At 69.2% G+C, this 16,453-nt stretch carries 13 protein-coding genes and 1 pseudogene; 11 read left to right on the top strand and 3 right to left on the bottom strand.

Annotation, left to right across the window (positions count from 1 at the left end):
* Positions 1-2: 2 nt before the first annotated feature.
* The gene (locus OG870_RS26815; protein ID WP_266589168.1) at positions 3-140 is read right to left on the bottom strand and encodes a hypothetical protein; all 138 of its coding nucleotides are present in this window, start codon (positions 138-140) and stop codon (positions 3-5) included.
* Positions 141-269: 129 nt separating this feature from the next.
* Between OG870_RS26815 and OG870_RS48240 the strand changes: the two are divergent.
* Positions 270-341, top strand: a pseudogene (locus tag OG870_RS48240) (hypothetical protein); the annotation flags it as partial.
* A gap of 115 nt (positions 342-456) precedes the next feature.
* Here the strand turns inward: OG870_RS48240 and OG870_RS26820 are convergent.
* On the bottom strand, positions 457-1,893 hold the full coding sequence (locus OG870_RS26820; RefSeq protein WP_266589170.1) for an MFS transporter: 1,437 nt from the start codon (positions 1,891-1,893) through the stop codon (positions 457-459).
* Positions 1,894-1,956: 63 nt separating this feature from the next.
* Between OG870_RS26820 and OG870_RS26825 the strand changes: the two genes are divergently transcribed.
* From OG870_RS26825 to OG870_RS26835, 3 genes are all read left to right on the top strand, one after another.
* On the top strand, positions 1,957-2,526 hold the full coding sequence (locus OG870_RS26825) for a TetR/AcrR family transcriptional regulator (RefSeq protein WP_266589172.1): 570 nt from the start codon (positions 1,957-1,959) through the stop codon (positions 2,524-2,526).
* 499 nt (positions 2,527-3,025) lie between these two features.
* Positions 3,026-4,609, top strand: a complete 1,584-nt coding sequence (locus tag OG870_RS26830; protein WP_266589174.1) for a sigma-70 family RNA polymerase sigma factor — start codon at positions 3,026-3,028, stop codon at positions 4,607-4,609.
* Positions 4,610-4,917: 308 nt separating this feature from the next.
* Positions 4,918-7,329, top strand: coding sequence for a non-reducing end alpha-L-arabinofuranosidase family hydrolase (locus OG870_RS26835; protein ID WP_266844603.1), 2,412 nt, complete (start codon positions 4,918-4,920; stop codon positions 7,327-7,329).
* A gap of 215 nt (positions 7,330-7,544) precedes the next feature.
* On the opposite strand, the gene OG870_RS26840 is transcribed toward OG870_RS26835, so the two are convergent.
* Positions 7,545-8,180 carry a hypothetical protein gene (locus tag OG870_RS26840; protein WP_266519239.1) on the bottom strand — a complete coding sequence of 212 codons (636 nt, stop codon included), beginning with the start codon at positions 8,178-8,180 and terminating at the stop codon, positions 7,545-7,547.
* Positions 8,181-8,518: 338 nt separating this feature from the next.
* Here OG870_RS26840 and hemL point away from each other — a divergent pair, with 338 nt between their 5' ends.
* From hemL to ccsB, 7 genes are all read left to right on the top strand, one after another.
* On the top strand, positions 8,519-9,838 hold the full coding sequence (hemL, locus tag OG870_RS26845) for a glutamate-1-semialdehyde 2,1-aminomutase (RefSeq protein ID WP_266844601.1): 1,320 nt from the start codon (positions 8,519-8,521) through the stop codon (positions 9,836-9,838).
* Positions 9,835-10,533: a histidine phosphatase family protein gene (locus tag OG870_RS26850; protein ID WP_266844599.1), complete on the top strand. Its 699-nt coding sequence runs from the start codon at positions 9,835-9,837 to the stop codon at positions 10,531-10,533. The genes hemL and OG870_RS26850 overlap by 4 nt, the downstream gene beginning before the upstream one ends.
* Positions 10,534-10,768: 235 nt before the next feature.
* Positions 10,769-12,097 carry a hypothetical protein gene (locus OG870_RS26855; protein WP_266589186.1) on the top strand — a complete coding sequence of 443 codons (1,329 nt, stop codon included), beginning with the start codon at positions 10,769-10,771 and terminating at the stop codon, positions 12,095-12,097.
* A gap of 66 nt (positions 12,098-12,163) precedes the next feature.
* Positions 12,164-12,787 carry a TlpA family protein disulfide reductase gene (locus OG870_RS26860; protein ID WP_266519247.1) on the top strand — a complete coding sequence of 208 codons (624 nt, stop codon included), beginning with the start codon at positions 12,164-12,166 and terminating at the stop codon, positions 12,785-12,787.
* Position 12,788: 1 nt separating this feature from the next.
* Entirely contained in the window at positions 12,789-13,559 is a 771-nt protein-coding gene (locus tag OG870_RS26865; RefSeq protein WP_266844596.1) for a cytochrome c biogenesis CcdA family protein, read from the top strand.
* Between the two features lie 3 nt (positions 13,560-13,562).
* The gene (gene resB, locus OG870_RS26870) at positions 13,563-15,305 is read left to right on the top strand and encodes a cytochrome c biogenesis protein ResB (protein ID WP_266589190.1); all 1,743 of its coding nucleotides are present in this window, start codon (positions 13,563-13,565) and stop codon (positions 15,303-15,305) included.
* A complete protein-coding gene (gene ccsB, locus OG870_RS26875; RefSeq protein ID WP_266519253.1) occupies positions 15,302-16,402 on the top strand; it encodes a c-type cytochrome biogenesis protein CcsB in 1,101 nt (366 codons plus the stop codon). The genes resB and ccsB overlap by 4 nt, the downstream gene beginning before the upstream one ends.
* Positions 16,403-16,453: the final 51 nt, after the last annotated feature.

Below are 16,453 nucleotides of genomic sequence, written 5' to 3' on the forward strand. Positions count from 1 at the left end.
CGTCACCGCTGCCCCGACGCCGTCGGTGACTGTGCCGACGGAGCCGGGGCGAGGTCGTGGGGGTTGTCGCGGGCCGGTGTTCGGGTGGTGGAGGGCTCGGGGAACCTCTTGAGCGTGGGGTTGCTGACGTGCGCCTTCACGGTGGCTCCGAGGTCGGGGAGGGGACGGGCGGCGCTGCCCGGCTACGAGCCGGCAGCCTCCCACGGGTACCCCTGGGCCGCAGACGTAACGAGCGGCGGGTGCCGGTCTCGGGCCGGGCGTGCGAGGCCATGGCTGGTCGGTGGGCGCGGATCGAGGCGTTGCTGCCACACCGGACGCCGAAGCGTGGCGGCCGGTGGTGGGATCACCGCCAGGTGATCGACGCGATCGCCTGGAAGTTCCGCACCGGCTCGCCGCGCGGCTCGAAGCGCCCGGCGAGCGTGCCGTTGGCGCTGTCGGCGGACGCCTGGAGGCAGTTCACGGAGTTCGCCGCGCGCTGAGGTCGGGGCGCTGCTGCGGCGCAGGCGTGGGTGCGGGCGTCGGCCGGGACCTCGCCAGCCACAGGCCGGTGCACACCGCGGTGGCCAGGGTGACGGCTCCGGCCACGGCGAAGGCGCTGTCGAGACCGGCCTCGAAGGAGGCGCCGCCGGACTGCCGGGCGCGGACCACGGCCCCGAGCACCGCCACACCGAGCACCGCGCCGATCTGTCGCGTGGTGCTGCTGATGCCCGAAGCGAGGCCGCCCTCCTGCGGGTCGACCGCCTGGATGGCGGCGCCGGTCAGCGGGGACATGGTCAGGGCGAAGCCGACGCCGACCGTGGCGAGCCGCCACCACACGTTCGCGTAACCGGTGTCGGCGTGCACCCCGCCCAGCGCGAGGAGCCCGAGCCCGGCCGACGCCAGGCCGCCGGTGACGACGGACCGGTAGCCGTACCTGGCGGCGAGGCGGCCCGCGAAGGGGCTGACGACGACCATGGCGAGGGTCGCGGGCAGGGTCTGCAGTCCGGCCCGCAGGATCGAGCTGCCCTGGACGTACACGAAGAACTGAGAGAAGAAGAACGACGAGCCCATGAGCGCGAACCCCACCACGATCATGGCGGAGTTGGAGACGGTGAACAGCCGCCGGCGGAACAGGCCCGGTGGCAGCATCGGTGCGGGGTGCCGCCGCTCTACGGCGACGAACGCGGCGAGGAGGACGGCCGCCGCGGCGAAGCCACCGAGGATCACCGGTGAGGTCCAGCCGCGCGAGCCGCCTTCGATCAGGGCGTAGGCCAGGGTGCCGACCCCGAGGACGGACAGGATCGTGCCCGGGATGTCGAGTGCGCGGGCGTCCGGGTTGCGGGACTCCTCCAGGACGCGCCGGCCGGCCACCAGCAGGACCACGCCGATGGGCACGTTGACCAGGAAGATCGCGGGCCAGCCGAACGCCTGCGCCAGGACGCCTCCGGCCACGGGCCCGGCGGCCAGGCCGATGCCGCTGAGCCCTGCCCACAGCCCGATCGCCCTGACCCGTTCCTGCGGGGCGGGATGCGCGGCCACCAGGAGTGCGAGCGAGGCGGGGCTGAGGGCCGCGGCCCCGACCCCCTGGAGCACCCGCCCGGCCACCAGCCAGCCGACCGAGGGGGCGACGCTGCACAGCACGGACGCGGCGGTGAACACGGCGACACCGCTCAGGTACACGCGCTTGCGGCCGAAGCGGTCGGCGAAGACTCCGCCGGACAGCAGCAGCATGGCGACCAGCAGGACGTAGGCGTCGACGATCCATTGCAGGCCGGTCAGTCCCGCGTCCAGGCGGTGCTGCATGTCGGGCAGTGCCGCGCCGACGATCGTGTTGTCGAGCAGCACCATGAACTGCCCCAGGCAGGTCACCACGAGCATGACGTCCCCCTCATCTAAAGCAGCCAGCAGCTGCATTAAGCAGACCGTAGAGCGGTTGGGCACGCAAACGCAAGTGCGGGCTGCTTTAAGGTGGGAGGCATGGACGAGCAACAGCGCACCCGGCGGCCCGGCGGACGCAGCGCCCGGGTCGGCGCGGCCGTGCATCAGGCCGTCACTGACCTGGTGGGCGAACGCGGGTACGGCGGATTCACCGTCAGCGAGGTCGCGGCCCGCGCGGGCGTCGCCGACACCACCGTCTACCGGCGCTGGGGCAGCCTCGAAGCGCTGCTCACCGACGTGACGCTGACCCGCCTCAACGCGCGGTCACCGATGCCCGACACCGGGGACCTGGTCGGCGACCTGCGCACCTACGCGGCCGCCGTGGCCCGCGAGATCACCGGACCCGACGGTCTGGCCGTGCTCCGCCTGGCCGTCGTCCTGTCCCGCTCCGGACCCGAGGGCCTGCGCCTGCGCGACGGCTTCCTCGCCGAACGCGCCCGGCAGTTGCAGTCCATGCTCGACCGGGCGCGCGAGCGCGGGGAGCGGCCCCCCGACGCGCTGGCCGTCCTCGACCACGTCATGGCCCCGATGTACATCCGCGTCCTGTTCGGCGCGGGCCCGCTCACCGCGGAGTACGTGGACGGCCTGGTCGACCGGCTGCTGCGCTGACCGTCAGGCGGCCGGACCGCTGTCGTTCTGCAGCTGCGCCACCGTCTCCGAGGCCCCGGGCTGCCTGACGGCCCCTCTCCGCCACCACAAAGGGCGAGGCCCGAAGACCCCGCCCGCTACCAGCGAAAACCCCAGCTCACAGCCGAACAAGGCAATACGGCTGATGCCCCGCCTCATGCAACCTGTGGCTGAAGTCCTGCCACTCGTGCAGCGAATGGGAGGGGCGGGGTGCTGACCTGGGGTTTCTTGGTGAAAAGTGCGTTGACCTGAATCGGCCGTCCACGAAGTGGCCGCCGGCTACCCGAACGTACCCAGATGATCTGTGGGAGTCGGCCATGCAACACCACCGACAAGCCCACAACGCGCGGTGCCGGCCCTTCAGGTCGGCGGGGGCCGGTCCTGTGACTCAAGGCGCAGGCTCTGGCCGCATACTTTTGCCGGCGTTATGGTGCGCCGTACTTGGCGGATCGCTCCTCTGAGCGAGGTGGGAATGAGGCTCATGGGTGCGGACCACACGGGGCTGGTTGTCGCGGCGCAGGCCGGTGACGATCGGGCTCGCGAGGAGCTGATCGCCGCGTACCTGCCGTTGCTCTACAACATCGTCGGGCGAGCCCTGAGCGGACATGCCGACGTCGACGACGTCGTCCAGGAAACCCTGCTGCGCGTGGTGCGCGACCTGCCTGCCCTGCGTGCCCCGGACAGCTTCCGGTCCTGGCTGGTGTCGATCACGCTCCGCCAGATCAGTAACCACCGGCACCGGCAACGCGCCTTCGTCGACCGGACCACGGTCATCGACGAGGCACACCACGTACCGGACGCCGGAGCCGTACCCGAGGACATGACGATCCTGCGTCTGCATGTGTCGGACGAGCGCCGTCAGGTCGTCGAAGCGGGCCGGTGGCTCGACCCGGACCATCGGGTGCTGCTCTCGCTGTGGTGGCAGGAGTGCGCCGGCTCGGTGAGCCGTGACGACATCGCCGCCGCGACGGGGCTCACGGTCGCCCACGCCGGAGTGAGCCTGCAGCGCATGCGCGAGCAGCTGGAACTGAGCCGGACGATCGTCGCCGCGCTGGCGGCCGAGCCGCGCTGTCCGGGGTTGGACGAGACCGTCGTCGGCTGGGACGGCCGCCGTACGTCGGTGTGGCGCAAGCGGATCGCGCGGCACACCCGCGACTGCCCGGTCTGCACGGCGACGACGACACAACGGGCGTCGGCCGACCTCCTGCTGCTCAGCCTCGCGCCGCTGGCCGTCCCGGCCGCTCTCGTCGCCGCGCTGGCCGCCAAGGGTCTGGTGTCGGGTACGGCCATGAGCGCCGCCGGGCTGGCCACGGCACACGTCGGTGTCGGCGTCGGTACCGCGGCGGCGTCGGGGGCAGGGGTTGGAGCAGGGGCTGGGGCTGGGGCAGGTGGTCTGCACAGCTCGCTGATCGGGAAACTCTCCGCGATGACCGCTCATCCGCTGGTGGGCCTCACCACCGGCGCGGTGCTCATCGCCGGGACCGCCACCTACGCGGCCTGGCCCGAACCGGCGCACCGGGTGCCCGGTGTCACCGCCGCTCCCACGGCCGGCGATCCCACGCCGATCCCGTTGCGAAACAGCACGCCGGCCAGACCGTCCCCGGTGAGTCCGTCCGCCGTGGCGGGCACTGTCCCGCTGGGCGTGCGGTCACTGGAGTCCGTGGACGAGCCCGCCCTGTACCTCACGTATGCCGGCGACTTCGCGACGCTCGGCCGGGTCTCCGCGTCCAGCGGCGCGCAGAGCCGGCAGCGGGTCACCTTCACGGTCGTCCGGGGGCTGGCCGACACACGGTGCGTCACCTTCCGCGCCGCCGACGGCCGCTATCTGCGCCATCGTGACCTGCGGCTACGGCTGAGCGGCAACGACGGCAGCGAACTGTTCCGGGAAGACGCCACCTTCTGTCCGCGCCCCGGGCTGGTCGCCGGGTCCGTGACCCTGCACGCGCACAACTATCCCGGATCGGTCCTCCGCCACCGCGACGGCGGCATCTGGCTGGATGGCTTCGACGGCACTCGGGCCTTCGCCGGCCAGGCTTCCTTCATCATGCGCGGGGCCTGGGCCTGAGAACCGCTCCCTGAGCGCCGTTCTCAACCCGGCGGTGCGCACCCTTTCGGCGGGGACGACCGGACCGCGGGGCTCGGCATAACGCTTTTTGCCTGCGAGATGCATCACTGAGCAATCGTCCGGGCGGCGCGACTTTTTCGTTACGAGACCGCGGGCTCGGAAGCCTCCTCTTTCGTGGGGTGCACTTCCCGCCGCTCTCACCATGACGTGCCGGCGCGGCAGGCTCCCCGGCTTCCTCCGTTGACGTATCCCCTGAAGAAAGCCCCTCCCATGACGCGACACACCCACGGACGCACCCGAGGAGAATCATGAAGGGCCTGCACCGGCTCGGCCGGGGTCGCCGGACACTGGCGATAGGACTGTCGGCCGCCGCGGTGGTGGCCGGTGTCGTGACGATCCTTCCCAGCTCCGCCGGAGCCGCGACTCTGGGTACGCAGGCGGCCCCCTCAGGCAGGTACTTCGGCACCGCTGTGGCCGCCGGAAGGCTCGGCGACTCGACGTACTCCAGCATTCTCGACCGGGAATTCAACATGATCACCCCGGAGAACGAGATGAAGTGGGACACCATCGAGCCGTCCCGCGGCAATTTCAACTTCGGCCCCGCCGACCAGATCGTCGACCATGCCCTGGCACACGGCCAGCGCATGCGCGGCCACACCACGGTCTGGCACTCGCAGCTCCCGTCCTGGGTCAGCTCCATCACCGACGCGGCCACGCTGCGCAGCGTGATGAACAACCACATCACCACCGAGATGACCCACTTCAAGGGCAAGATCTACGCCTGGGACGTGGTCAACGAGGCGTTCGCCGACGGCGGCAGCGGCCAGCACCGCAGCTCGGTGTTCCAGAACATCCTGGGCAACGGCTTCATCGAGGAGGCGTTCCGCACCGCCCGCGCCGCCGACCCGGCAGCCAAGCTCTGCTACAACGACTACAACATCGAGAACTGGACCGACGCCAAGACCCAGGGCGTCTACGCGATGGTCAAGGACTTCAAGTCCCGCGGCGTTCCCATCGACTGTGTCGGCTTCCAGAGCCACTTCGGCACCGGCGGCCAGCCGTCCAACTTCCGGACCACCTTGGCCAACTTCGCCGCTCTGGGCGTGGACGTCCAGATCACCGAGCTGGACATCGCCCAGGCGTCCGCCACCAACTACGCCAACACGGTCAACGCCTGCCTGTCCGTGGCCCGGTGCACCGGCATCACGGTATGGGGCATCCGGGACAGCGACTCCTGGCGCAGCAGCGAGAGCCCCCTGCTGTTCGACAACAGCGGCAACCCCAAGCCTGCCTACTCCGCCGTCATGAACGCCCTCCAGGCCACCCCCGGTCCCACGACCAGCGCGCCCCCGACCACGGGCGGGACGACCGGCGGGACCGGTACCGGGGCAATCAAGGGCGTCGCCTCCAGTCGCTGCATCGACATCAACAACTTCGCCACCGTCAACGGCACCCGGACGCAGCTGTGGGACTGCAACGGACAGACCAACCAGCGCTGGACGTACACCGCCGGCAAGCAGTTGAAGATCTACGGCGACAAGTGCCTGGACGCAAAGGGCACCAGCAACAGCACCGCGGTGGTCATCTGGGACTGCAACGGCGGCGCCAGCCAGCAGTGGAACATCAACACCAACGGCACGATCGCCGGCGTCCAGTCCGGACTGTGCCTCGACGCCGTCGGCGCGGCCACCGACAACGGCACCAAGATCCAGCTGTACTCCTGCTGGTCCGGCAGCAACCAGAAGTGGACCGGCGTGACCGGGACGTCGACCTCGACCCCGACCCCGACCTCGACAACGTCCGCGTCGACGGGCGGCTCGTGTGCTCTTCCGTCGACGTACCGGTGGTCGTCGTCGGGTGCGTTGGCGCAGCCGGCCAACGGGTGGACCTCGCTGAAGGACTTCACCAACGTGGTCTACAACGGCAAGCACCTGGTGTACGCGTCGAACGTGTCGGGATCGTCGTACGGCTCGATGGCGTTCAAGCCCTTCACGAACTGGTCGGACATGGCGTCGGCCGGCCAGACCGGGATGAACCAGTCCACGGTGGCGCCCACGCTGTTCTACTTCGCGCCCAAGAACATCTGGGTGCTGGCGTACCAGTGGGGTTCGTGGCCCTTCATCTACCGCACGTCCAGCGACCCCACCAACCCCAACGGCTGGTCCGCGCCGCAGCCGATGTTCACCGGCGGCGTCCCCGGCGCCGCCCCGATCGACCAGACGCTGATCGCCGACGACAAGAACATGTACCTGTTCTTCGCCGGTGACAACGGCAAGATCTACCGGGCGAGCATGCCGATCGGGAACTTCCCGGGCAACTTCGGCTCCTCGTACACCACGGTCATGAGCGACACGGTGAAGAACCTGTTCGAGGCCCCGCAGGTCTACAAGGTCCAGGGCCAGAACCAGTACCTCATGATCGTCGAGGCCCGGGGGGCGAACGAGCAGCGCTACTTCCGCTCGTTCACCGCCACCAGCCTCGACGGCTCGTGGACCCCGCAGGCCGCCACGGAAAGCAACCCCTTCGCGGGCAAGGCCAACAGCGGCGCCAACTGGACCAACGACATCAGCCACGGCGACCTGGTCCGCAACAACCCCGACCAGACCATGACCATCGACCCCTGCAACCTGCAGTTCCTCTACCAGGGCAAGTCCCCCACCGCGAGCGGCCCCTACGACCAACTCCCGTACCGGCCGGGTCTCCTCACCCTGCAGCGCTGACCTGCTGACCGATACTCACCGCCTAGAGGAACCTCAGCCGTGCGTCGGCTGGGGTTCCTCTCTTTCGTGGACGTTCATCGTGGGCACGGACCGAAGCACTACGACGCCACAGCGGGCACCGGGCCTTGGCGATCCGGTCCAACTGCGGCTCGTCCAGCCCGGCCAGGGCGCGGCGTGCGGTGGAGTCCGAGGCCGCAAGTGCATGAAACCCCAGCTCAGGGCCACACCAGGCAGTACGGCTGATGCCCGGCCTCATGAAGCCGGTGCGAGAAGTCCTGCCACTCGTGCAGCAGTTGGTAGACGTTGAACGCGTCGCGCGGGCCGCCCCGGTCCGGGACCGTCGACCAGATGAAGGCCGCCGCGCCCACGGCTTCCTCGCCTATGCCGCGCAGGGGGTCGACGACCGTCATGGGGAGCTTGACCACCGCGTAGTCGGGGTGCAGGACGACCAGTTCCAGCGGCGGCACCTTGTTCAACGGCACGCCTTCGATGCCCGTCAGCACCATCGCCGCCATCGTCTCCGGTTTGATCTTGGTGAACATGCCGTTCATGCCGAGCTCGTCGCCGCCGAGTTCCTCGGGGCGCATCGAGATCGGGACGCGGGCCGCGGTCGCGCCGTCCGGCGCGCCGAAGTACTTGTACGTCACCCCCACCCGACCACCATTCCTGCTCCCCGCCCGGAGCGGCTCGCCCCGCCGGTCGATCCGCCGGTCGATCCGCTCGGGCTCAATCGGTACACCCTGCGCCTGACGGGCTTCGGCCTCCTCCGCCTCGCGTCGGTGCTTTCCCCGCCGGGCACGTCGAGGACCCAGGTCGTCAGTCCCCTCGCCCAGTCCGCCACCGCGATGCATATCTCCACCCGACTGCTTTTCTAGGATGCGTGGCCCCCGCCGCGCAACCCGATCATCGTGTCAGTGACCTCCCCCACGGCCGCCCGCCGAAACGTGCGCTGAAACACCTGTCCGCAGGATCTTCGCAGCCTCTGAACAAGCCTCCGTACACCTATACGTACGCCAGGGCCGTTTGAGCTGTGTGTATCAGATCTCAGTTTCGCAGATCGCGCGAGGGGGCGACTGTCTCTCGGGTCAGCAGCAGCGCTCGCTGCCGCCCGCTCACCCTGGCCTACCCTGAGGATGTCCCTTGCAACCGGAGCCGGGTAAGTCGGAGAAGGTCGGAGAAGTCGCAGGTCATGAGCGAACTGCCATATTCATATGAAGCGCCTGTCTCGCAGGCACTGTTCGACCGGGCCGCGGCCGTCACGCCCGGCGGCGTGAACTCCCCGGTGCGAGCCTTCCGTGCCGTGGGCGGTACGCCCCGGTTCATGGTGTCGGGTACGGGTCCGTATCTGACGGACGCGGACGGGCGGGAGTACGTCGACCTGGTGTGTTCCTGGGGTCCGATGATCCTCGGGCACTCCCGCCCGGAGGTCGTCGCGGCCGTTCAGGACGCCGTCTCGCGCGGTACCTCCTTCGGGACGCCCGGCGAGGGCGAGGTCGCCCTCGCCGAGGAGATGGTCGGGCGGATCGAGCCCCTTGAGCAGGTGCGGCTCGTGTCCAGCGGGACCGAGGCGACCATGAGCGCCATCCGGCTCGCCCGCGGGTTCACGCGACGCACCAAGGTGATCAAGTTCGCCGGGTGTTATCACGGTCACGTCGACTCGCTGCTGGCCGCGGCGGGCAGCGGTGTGGCCACCTTCGCGCTGCCCGACACCCCCGGCGTCACCGGCGCCCAGGCCGGCGACACCATCGTCCTTCCCTACAACGACCTGGAGGCCGTCCACGAGGCCTTCCACCGGCACCCCGGTGAGATCGCCTGTGTGATCACCGAGGCCTCGCCCGGGAACATGGGCGTCGTACCGCCGCAGCCCGGTTTCAACCAGGGGCTGAAGGACGCCTGCTCGAAGAACGGCGCGCTCTTCATCTCCGATGAGGTCATGACAGGTTTCCGGACCAGCCGTGCCGGGTGGTTCGGGATCGACGGGGTCAGGCCCGACCTGATGACCTTCGGGAAGGTGATGGGGGGTGGCTTCCCGGCCGCCGCCTTCGGTGGTCGCGCCGACGTGATGGCGCACCTCGCGCCCGCCGGGCCCGTGTACCAGGCCGGCACCCTCTCCGGGAACCCGGTCGCCACCGCGGCCGGCCTCGCCCAGCTGCGGCTCCTCGACGACGCCGCCTACGACAAGGTCGACGCGGTGTCGGAGGCCGTCCGTTCGCTTGTCACCGAGGCACTCACCAAGGAGGGCGTCGCGCACCGGACGCAGAACGCCTCCAACATGTTCTCCGTCTTCTTCACGGACCGTGAGGTCCGCGACTACGAGGACGCCAAGAAGCAGGAGTCCTTCCGCTACACCGCGTTCTTCCACTCGATGCTGGCGCAGGGCGTCTATCTGCCGCCCTCGTCCTTCGAGTCCTGGTTCGTGTCCACGGCCCACGACGAACAGGCCGTACAGCGCATCGCCGACGCCCTTCCGGCGGCGGCCCGAGCGGCGGCGGAGGCCACGGCAGCATGAGCGACAGCAACAACACGGCGGGCAGCGACATCACGGTCGTACACGTCATGCGGCACGGTGAGGTCGACAACCCGGACGGGGTGCTGTACGGGCGGCTCGCCGGGTACCACCTGTCCGAGCTCGGACGGCAGATGGCCGACCGGGTCGCCGAGCACCTCGCGCCCCGCGACATCACCTACGTCTGCGCCTCCCCGCTGGAGCGGGCCCAGGAGACGGCGACCCCGATCGCCAAGGCGCACGGGCTCGACCTCGCCACCGACGAGCGCCTCATCGAGGCCGACAACGTCTTCCAGGGCAAGACCTTCGGGGTGGGCGACGGCGCGATGCGCAAGCCCGGGAACTGGAAGCACCTCGTCAACCCGTTCAAGCCGTCGTGGGGCGAGCCGTACGTCGACATCGTCGTACGGATGATGCGGGCGCTGGACGCCGCCAAGGACGAGGCGCGTGGGCACGAGGCCGTGCTGGTCAGTCATCAGCTGCCGATCTGGATCGTGCGGTCGTACGTCGAGAAGCGGCGGCTGTGGCACGACCCGCGCAAGCGGCAGTGCACGCTCGCCTCGCTGACGAGCTTCACGTACCAGGGCGACAAGCTCGTGTCCGTCGGCTACGGCGAGCCGGCCATCGACCTCGTGCCCGCCCATCTCCGGGCCGGTGCCAAGCCGGTGCAGGGGAAGTCGAAGGCCTTCGGTGCGTAGGAGTCCGTCCGCAAAGGAGTCCGCGTAGGAGTTCGTGCAGGAGTCCGTGTCGGCGTCGGAGTCCGCATCGGAACTCCGCGTCGAACCCTCGATTCCGGGGGGATGGACATTCCTTTTGGGTTCCATGACGAGCTCGTGACGTTTGTTGCGAGATCGCCGTGATCGATGGGAACCTCCCCGTTCGTCATGTCCTCTGACCAAGTGACAACCAGAGCACATGACGAATGGGGTTGGAATGCGCGCTCTCTCCCGCAGGGGAATGCTCGGTCTCGGCGCGGGAGCCGCGGCCGCCGTCGGACTCTCGGGCTGCGGCACCCTCACGCAGTCAGACGGGTCGACCCCCACTCCGGGTTCCCATGGCGGCGGATCCGGCAAGCCGTCGCACCCCGCCCGCCCCCTCGGTGACGGCTCGACCTCCTTCACCGGCAAGCAGCCCCACCAGCCGGGCAAGCCCGAGCCGCTGGAACCCGGCCAGACCCCACCCCAGTTCGTGATCTTCTCCTGGGACGGCGCCGGCGAGGTCGGCAACGGCCTCTTCCCCCGCTTCCTCGACCTCGCCAAGCAGCACCAGGCGTCCATGACCTTCTTCCTCTCCGGGCTGTATCTGCTGCCCGAGTCGAAGAAGCGTCTCTACAACCCGCCGAACAACCCGCGCGGCGCCTCCGACATCGGCTACCTCACCGACGAGCACGTCAAGGCCACGCTGGCCAACGTCCACCGCGCCTGGCTCGAAGGGCACGAGATAGGCACCCACTTCAACGGCCACTTCTGCTCCGGCTTCGGCACCGTTGGCAACTGGACGCCCGCCCAGTGGCAGAGCGAGATCCAGCAGGCGAAGGCCTTCGTCAAGGAGTGGCGGACCAACACCGGCTGGACCGACCTGCCTTCGCTGCCCTTCGACTACGACAAGGAGCTGGTCGGCGGCCGCACCCCCTGTCTGCTCGGCCAGAACAACCTGCTGCCCACCGCCAAGAAGCTCGGCTGGCGCTACGACGCCTCCTCGCCCGGCGGCCGCCAGGTCTGGCCCGACAAGAAGCAGGGTGTGTGGGACCTGCCGCTGCAGCAGGTCCCCTTCCCCGGGCGGTCCTTCGAGGTCCTGTCGATGGACTACAACATGCTCGCCAACCAGTCGGTCAACTCGACCAACGCGCCCGCCTACAACTACCCGGCCTGGCGCACCCAGTCCACGCAGGCCTACATATCAGGCTTCAAGCGGGCATACGAGACGAACCGGGCACCCTTCTTCGTCGGCAACCACTTCGAGCACTGGAACGGCGGCATCTACATGGACTCCGTCGAGGCGGCGTTCAAGCACATCGCGCAGGAGAAGGAGAAGGGTGCGGACGTACGCATGGTCTCCTTCCGGCAGTTCGTCGACTGGATGGACGTACAGAAGCCGGAGGTGCTCGCCAAGCTGCGTACGCTCGATGTCGGACAGCAGCCGGTCGGCGGCTGGAGGACGTTCCTGAAGGGCACCTCGTCGACCTCCTCCTCGACGTCCAACTCGACCTCGACCTCGACCTCGGCCTCGTCCTCCTCCTCGACCTCCGGACAGGCCGCCTGAAATGCGGTTATCCCTCCGCAAGGGGGGTGCGCAAGATCCCCGGAACGGGCATGCGAAACTTTTCACATGAGTGCCGCAAGCCGCGCCCCGTCGCGCTCGAACCGCGCACGTCGCCGAGCCGTCCTGACCACCGCCGGTGCCGCGGTCGCCACGCTGCTGATGTCCGCCTGCTCCTCCGGAGGCACCTCCGGCGGAGGCGGTGACACCAACTTCGTCATGGGCAAGGACGGCATCTCCACCGCCAAGAAGGGGGAGCGCGCCCAGGCTCCCGACCTGTCCGGCAAGACGGTTGACGGCAAGCAACTCGACGTCGCCTCCTACAAGGGCAAGGTCGTGGTGCTGAACGTGTGGGGCTCCTGGTGCCCTCCCTGCCGCGCCGAGGCGCCGGGCTTCGAGAAGGTCTCCCGGGATCTGAAGGCCAAGGACGTCCAGTTCGTCGGCATCAACACCCGTGACACCAGCACCGCCGGCGCCCGCGCCTTCGAGAAGCAGTACGGCGTCGGCTTCCCCAGCCTGTACGACCCGACGGGCCAACTGATGCTCCGTTTCAAGAAGGGCACCCTCAACCCGCAGGCGATCCCCTCCACTCTCGTCCTCGACCGCGAGGGCAAGATCGCCGCGCGTTCGCTGGCCGCGCTCACCGAGGAAAAGCTGCGCAGGATGATCGACCCGGTCCTCGCGGAGAAGTGACGTGAGCCCACTCACCACACTCGCCGAACCGGGCCTCAACGACACGGTGCTCAACGGCGCCCTGCTGGTCGCCCTGCCCATCGCCCTGCTCGGCGGACTCGTCTCCTTCTTCTCCCCGTGCGTCCTGCCGCTCGTCCCCGGCTATCTGTCGTACGTCACCGGGGTGGCCGGCACCGACCTCGCCGAGGCCCGACGCGGCCGGATGGTCGCGGGCGCCTCCCTCTTCGTACTCGGCTTCACCGCCGTGTTCGTCTCCAGCGGCGCCCTGTTCGGCTACTTCGGCGACACCCTCCAGGACAACAAGGGCGTCCTGAGCAAGGTGCTGGGCGCGCTCATGATCCTCATGGGTGTCTTCTTCATGGGGCTGATGCCCTGGATGACCCAGCGGGAGTTCCGCTTCCACCGCAGGCCCGCCGCCGGGCTGGCCGGCGCACCGCTGCTCGGCGCGCTGTTCGGCATCGGCTGGACCCCGTGCATCGGCCCGACCCTCGCCTCAGTGATCGCCCTCTCCTCCCAGCAGGGCAGCGCGGGCCGCGGGGCCGTACTGACCGTCGCCTACTGTCTCGGCCTCGGTGTGCCGTTCGTGCTCGCCGCGGTCGCCTTCCGTAAGGCGCTCGGCGCCTTCGGCTGGGTCAAGCGCCACTATGTCTGGGTGATGCGGATCGGCGGCACGATGATGATCGTGACCGGTCTGCTGCTGCTCACCGGCGCCTGGGACCGCATCGTGCAGGACATGCAGTCCTGGTCCACCGGCTTCACCGTGGGGATCTGATCGATGAGCAAGACCACAACCGGTACGACCCCCGAGCGTGTCGACGACGACCTCGGCGCCGCCGGCTCCCAGCTCTCCACCGCTCCCAGGGAGGACCTGCCGAACCTGCCCTCTCTGGGCGTGATCGGCTGGGCCCGCTGGTTCTGGCGGCAGCTCACCTCCATGCGGGTCGCGCTGCTCCTGCTCCTGCTGCTCTCCCTCGGCGCGATCCCCGGCTCGCTGATCCCGCAGACCGGCATCGACGAGACGAAGGTCGCCGACTTCCGCAAGGCCCACACCTTCCTCGCGCCGGTCTACGACAGGCTCGGCCTCTTCCACGTCTACAGCTCGGTGTGGTTCTCCGCGATCTACATCCTGCTGTTCGTCTCCCTGATCGGCTGCATCATCCCGCGCACCTGGCAGTTCATCGGCCAGCTGCGCGGCCGCCCGCCGGGCGCGCCCAAGCGGCTGACCCGGCTGCCCGCCTACACCACCTGGCGCACCGGGACCGAGCCGGAGCAGGTCCGTGAGACCGCGCTCGCCCTCCTCAGCAAGCGCCGCTTCCGAGCCCACCTCGACGGTGACGCCGTCGCCGCCGAGAAGGGCTATCTGCGGGAGGTCGGCAACCTCGCGTTCCACATCGCGCTGATCGTGCTGCTGACCGCCTTCGCCTGGGGCCAGTTGTTCAAGTCCGAGGGCAACAAGCTGGTCGTCGAGGGCGGCGGCTTCTCCAACACCACCACCCAGTACGACGACTTCAAGTCCGGCAACCTCTTCACCACCGACGACCTGGTGCCGTTCAGCTTCACCCTGGACAAGTTCACGGGCACCTATGAGAAGAGCGGTCCGAACCGGGGGACGCCGCGCACATACCAGGCGAGCCTCACCTACAGAGAGGGCGCCTACGGCAAGGCCCGGACGGACCTCGTCAAGGTCAACGAGCCGCTGGAGATCGGCGACGCGAGGGTCTACCTCACCGCCCACGGTTACGCCCCCCTCATCACCGTCCGCGACGGCAAGGGCAATGTCGTCTACCGCGACGCCGTACCCCTCCTCCCGCTCGACTCCAACGTCACCTCCACCGGTGTGGCCAAGGTCCTCGACGGCTACAAGAACGCCCAGGGCGTCAGGGAGCAGCTGGGCATCTCGGCCTTCTTCCTGCCGACTTACACCAAGGGCAGCGAGACGGCCTCCACCTTCCCGGCACTGAACAACCCGGTGCTGAACCTGACCCCGTTCCACGGTGACCTCGGTGTCGACTCGGGCATCCCGCAGAGCGTGTACCAGCTCGACAAGTCGCATGTGAAGGCATACAAGGACGCCAAGGGCGCCCAGCTCAGGGACAACCTCAGGCCCGGTCAGACCATGAAGCTCCCGAACGGTGCCGGCTCGATCACCTACGAAGGCACCAAGGAGTGGGCGAACTTCCAGGTCGTCCAGCAGGGCGGCACCAAGTGGGCGCTCGGCGGTGCCCTCACCGCCATCTTCGGCCTCGCCGGCTCCCTGTTCATCCAGCGCCGCCGCGTGTGGGTACGGGCGGTGAAGGGCGCCGACGGTGTGACGGTCGTGGAGATGGCCGGACTCGGCCGCAGCGAGTCCGCGAAGGTACCCGAGGAACTCGGCGACCTCGCCGGGATCCTGTACGACCGGGCGCCGGGCGCGCCCGAGCCCGACGACCAGGCCGCCGAGGCCGGCTCCCCGGACCAAGACACCACCACCACCCCCGACTCCCAAGTCCTCCCTGCCGAAGGGGCTGAGACGACATGACTCTCGCCGCCGGAACCGAGTTGGCCACGGCCACCAACGAACACCTCGCGAACATCAGCAACACGCTGATCTACTCCGCGATGGCCGTCTACACCCTGGCCTTCTTCGCGTACATCGCCGAATGGCTCTTCGGCAGCCGCAGCCGGGTCGGCCGCACCGCCGCGGCGCTCACCCCCGGTGCCGAGAAGTCCGGGAAAGCCCCGGCCGTCACCGTGAAGAAGGCCGGCGGGACCGCCGTGCTGGAGCGGCCCAAGGTCGTCGTACGGGCCTCGGCCGGTGCGCGCGACGTGCCCGACGGGCCCGGGGCGCACGGCGGGGACGAGCAGGGCGACCTCTACGGGCGTATCGCCATCTCGCTCACCGTGCTCGCCTTCCTCGTCCATCTCGCCGGTGTGGTCGCCCGCGCGGCCTCGGTGGAGCGGGCGCCGTGGGGCAACATGTACGAGTTCAACATCACCTTCTCCACCGTCGCCGTCGGCGTGTACCTCACGCTGCTCGCGCTGAAGAAGAACATCCGCTGGCTCGGCCTGTTCCTGATCACCACGGTCCTCCTCGACCTCGGCATCGCCGTCACTGTCTTGTACACCGCCAGTGACCAGTTGGTTCCCGCCCTCCACTCGTACTGGCTCTACATCCACGTCTCCACCGCCATCCTGTGCGGCGCGGTCTTCTACGTGGGCGCGGTCGGCACGCTGCTGTACCTCTTCAAGGACTCGTACGAGAGCAAGCTGGAGAGCGGCGGCACGCCCGGCCGCTTCGCCACGTCCTTCCTGGAGCGGCTGCCCGCCTCGTCCTCCCTGGACAAGTTCTCGTACCGCATCAACGCGGCCGTCTTCCCGCTGTGGACGTTCACGATCATCGCGGGCGCGATCTGGGCCGAGTCGGCCTGGGGCCGTTACTGGGGCTGGGACCCGAAGGAGACCTGGGCGTTCATCACCTGGGTCGCCTACGCCTGCTACCTGCACGCCCGCGCCACGGCCGGCTGGAAGGGCCGCAAGGCCGCCTACCTGGCCCTGATCGCCTTCGGCTGCTGGCTGTTCAACTACTACGGCGTGAACATCTTCGTCTCCGGCAAGCACTCCTACGCGGGGGTGTGAGCCGGCGCGGGGTGTGAGCCGGGCACGTGCGCGACGCCGCCCGGCGGGTCA

Source organism: Streptomyces sp. NBC_00461 (assembly GCF_036013935.1).
Taxonomy (GTDB): Bacteria; Actinomycetota; Actinomycetes; order Streptomycetales; family Streptomycetaceae; genus Streptomyces.

What these genes read in the sequence shown, in the direction of transcription:
- OG870_RS26820 (WP_266589170.1), bottom strand. Translation starts at nt 1,893, where the DNA reads ATGCAGCTGCTGGCTGCTTTAGATGAGGGGGACGTCATGCTCGTGGTG.
- OG870_RS26825 (WP_266589172.1), top strand. Translation starts at nt 1,957, where the DNA reads ATGGACGAGCAACAGCGCACCCGGCGGCCCGGCGGACGCAGCGCCCGG.
- OG870_RS26830 (WP_266589174.1), top strand. Translation starts at nt 3,026, where the DNA reads ATGGGTGCGGACCACACGGGGCTGGTTGTCGCGGCGCAGGCCGGTGAC.
- OG870_RS26835 (WP_266844603.1), top strand. Translation starts at nt 4,918, where the DNA reads ATGAAGGGCCTGCACCGGCTCGGCCGGGGTCGCCGGACACTGGCGATA.
- OG870_RS26840 (WP_266519239.1), bottom strand. Translation starts at nt 8,180, where the DNA reads ATGCATCGCGGTGGCGGACTGGGCGAGGGGACTGACGACCTGGGTCCT.
- hemL (WP_266844601.1), top strand. Translation starts at nt 8,519, where the DNA reads ATGAGCGAACTGCCATATTCATATGAAGCGCCTGTCTCGCAGGCACTG.
- OG870_RS26850 (WP_266844599.1), top strand. Translation starts at nt 9,835, where the DNA reads ATGAGCGACAGCAACAACACGGCGGGCAGCGACATCACGGTCGTACAC.
- OG870_RS26855 (WP_266589186.1), top strand. Translation starts at nt 10,769, where the DNA reads ATGCGCGCTCTCTCCCGCAGGGGAATGCTCGGTCTCGGCGCGGGAGCC.
- OG870_RS26860 (WP_266519247.1), top strand. Translation starts at nt 12,164, where the DNA reads ATGAGTGCCGCAAGCCGCGCCCCGTCGCGCTCGAACCGCGCACGTCGC.
- resB (WP_266589190.1), top strand. Translation starts at nt 13,563, where the DNA reads ATGAGCAAGACCACAACCGGTACGACCCCCGAGCGTGTCGACGACGAC.
- ccsB (WP_266519253.1), top strand. Translation starts at nt 15,302, where the DNA reads ATGACTCTCGCCGCCGGAACCGAGTTGGCCACGGCCACCAACGAACAC.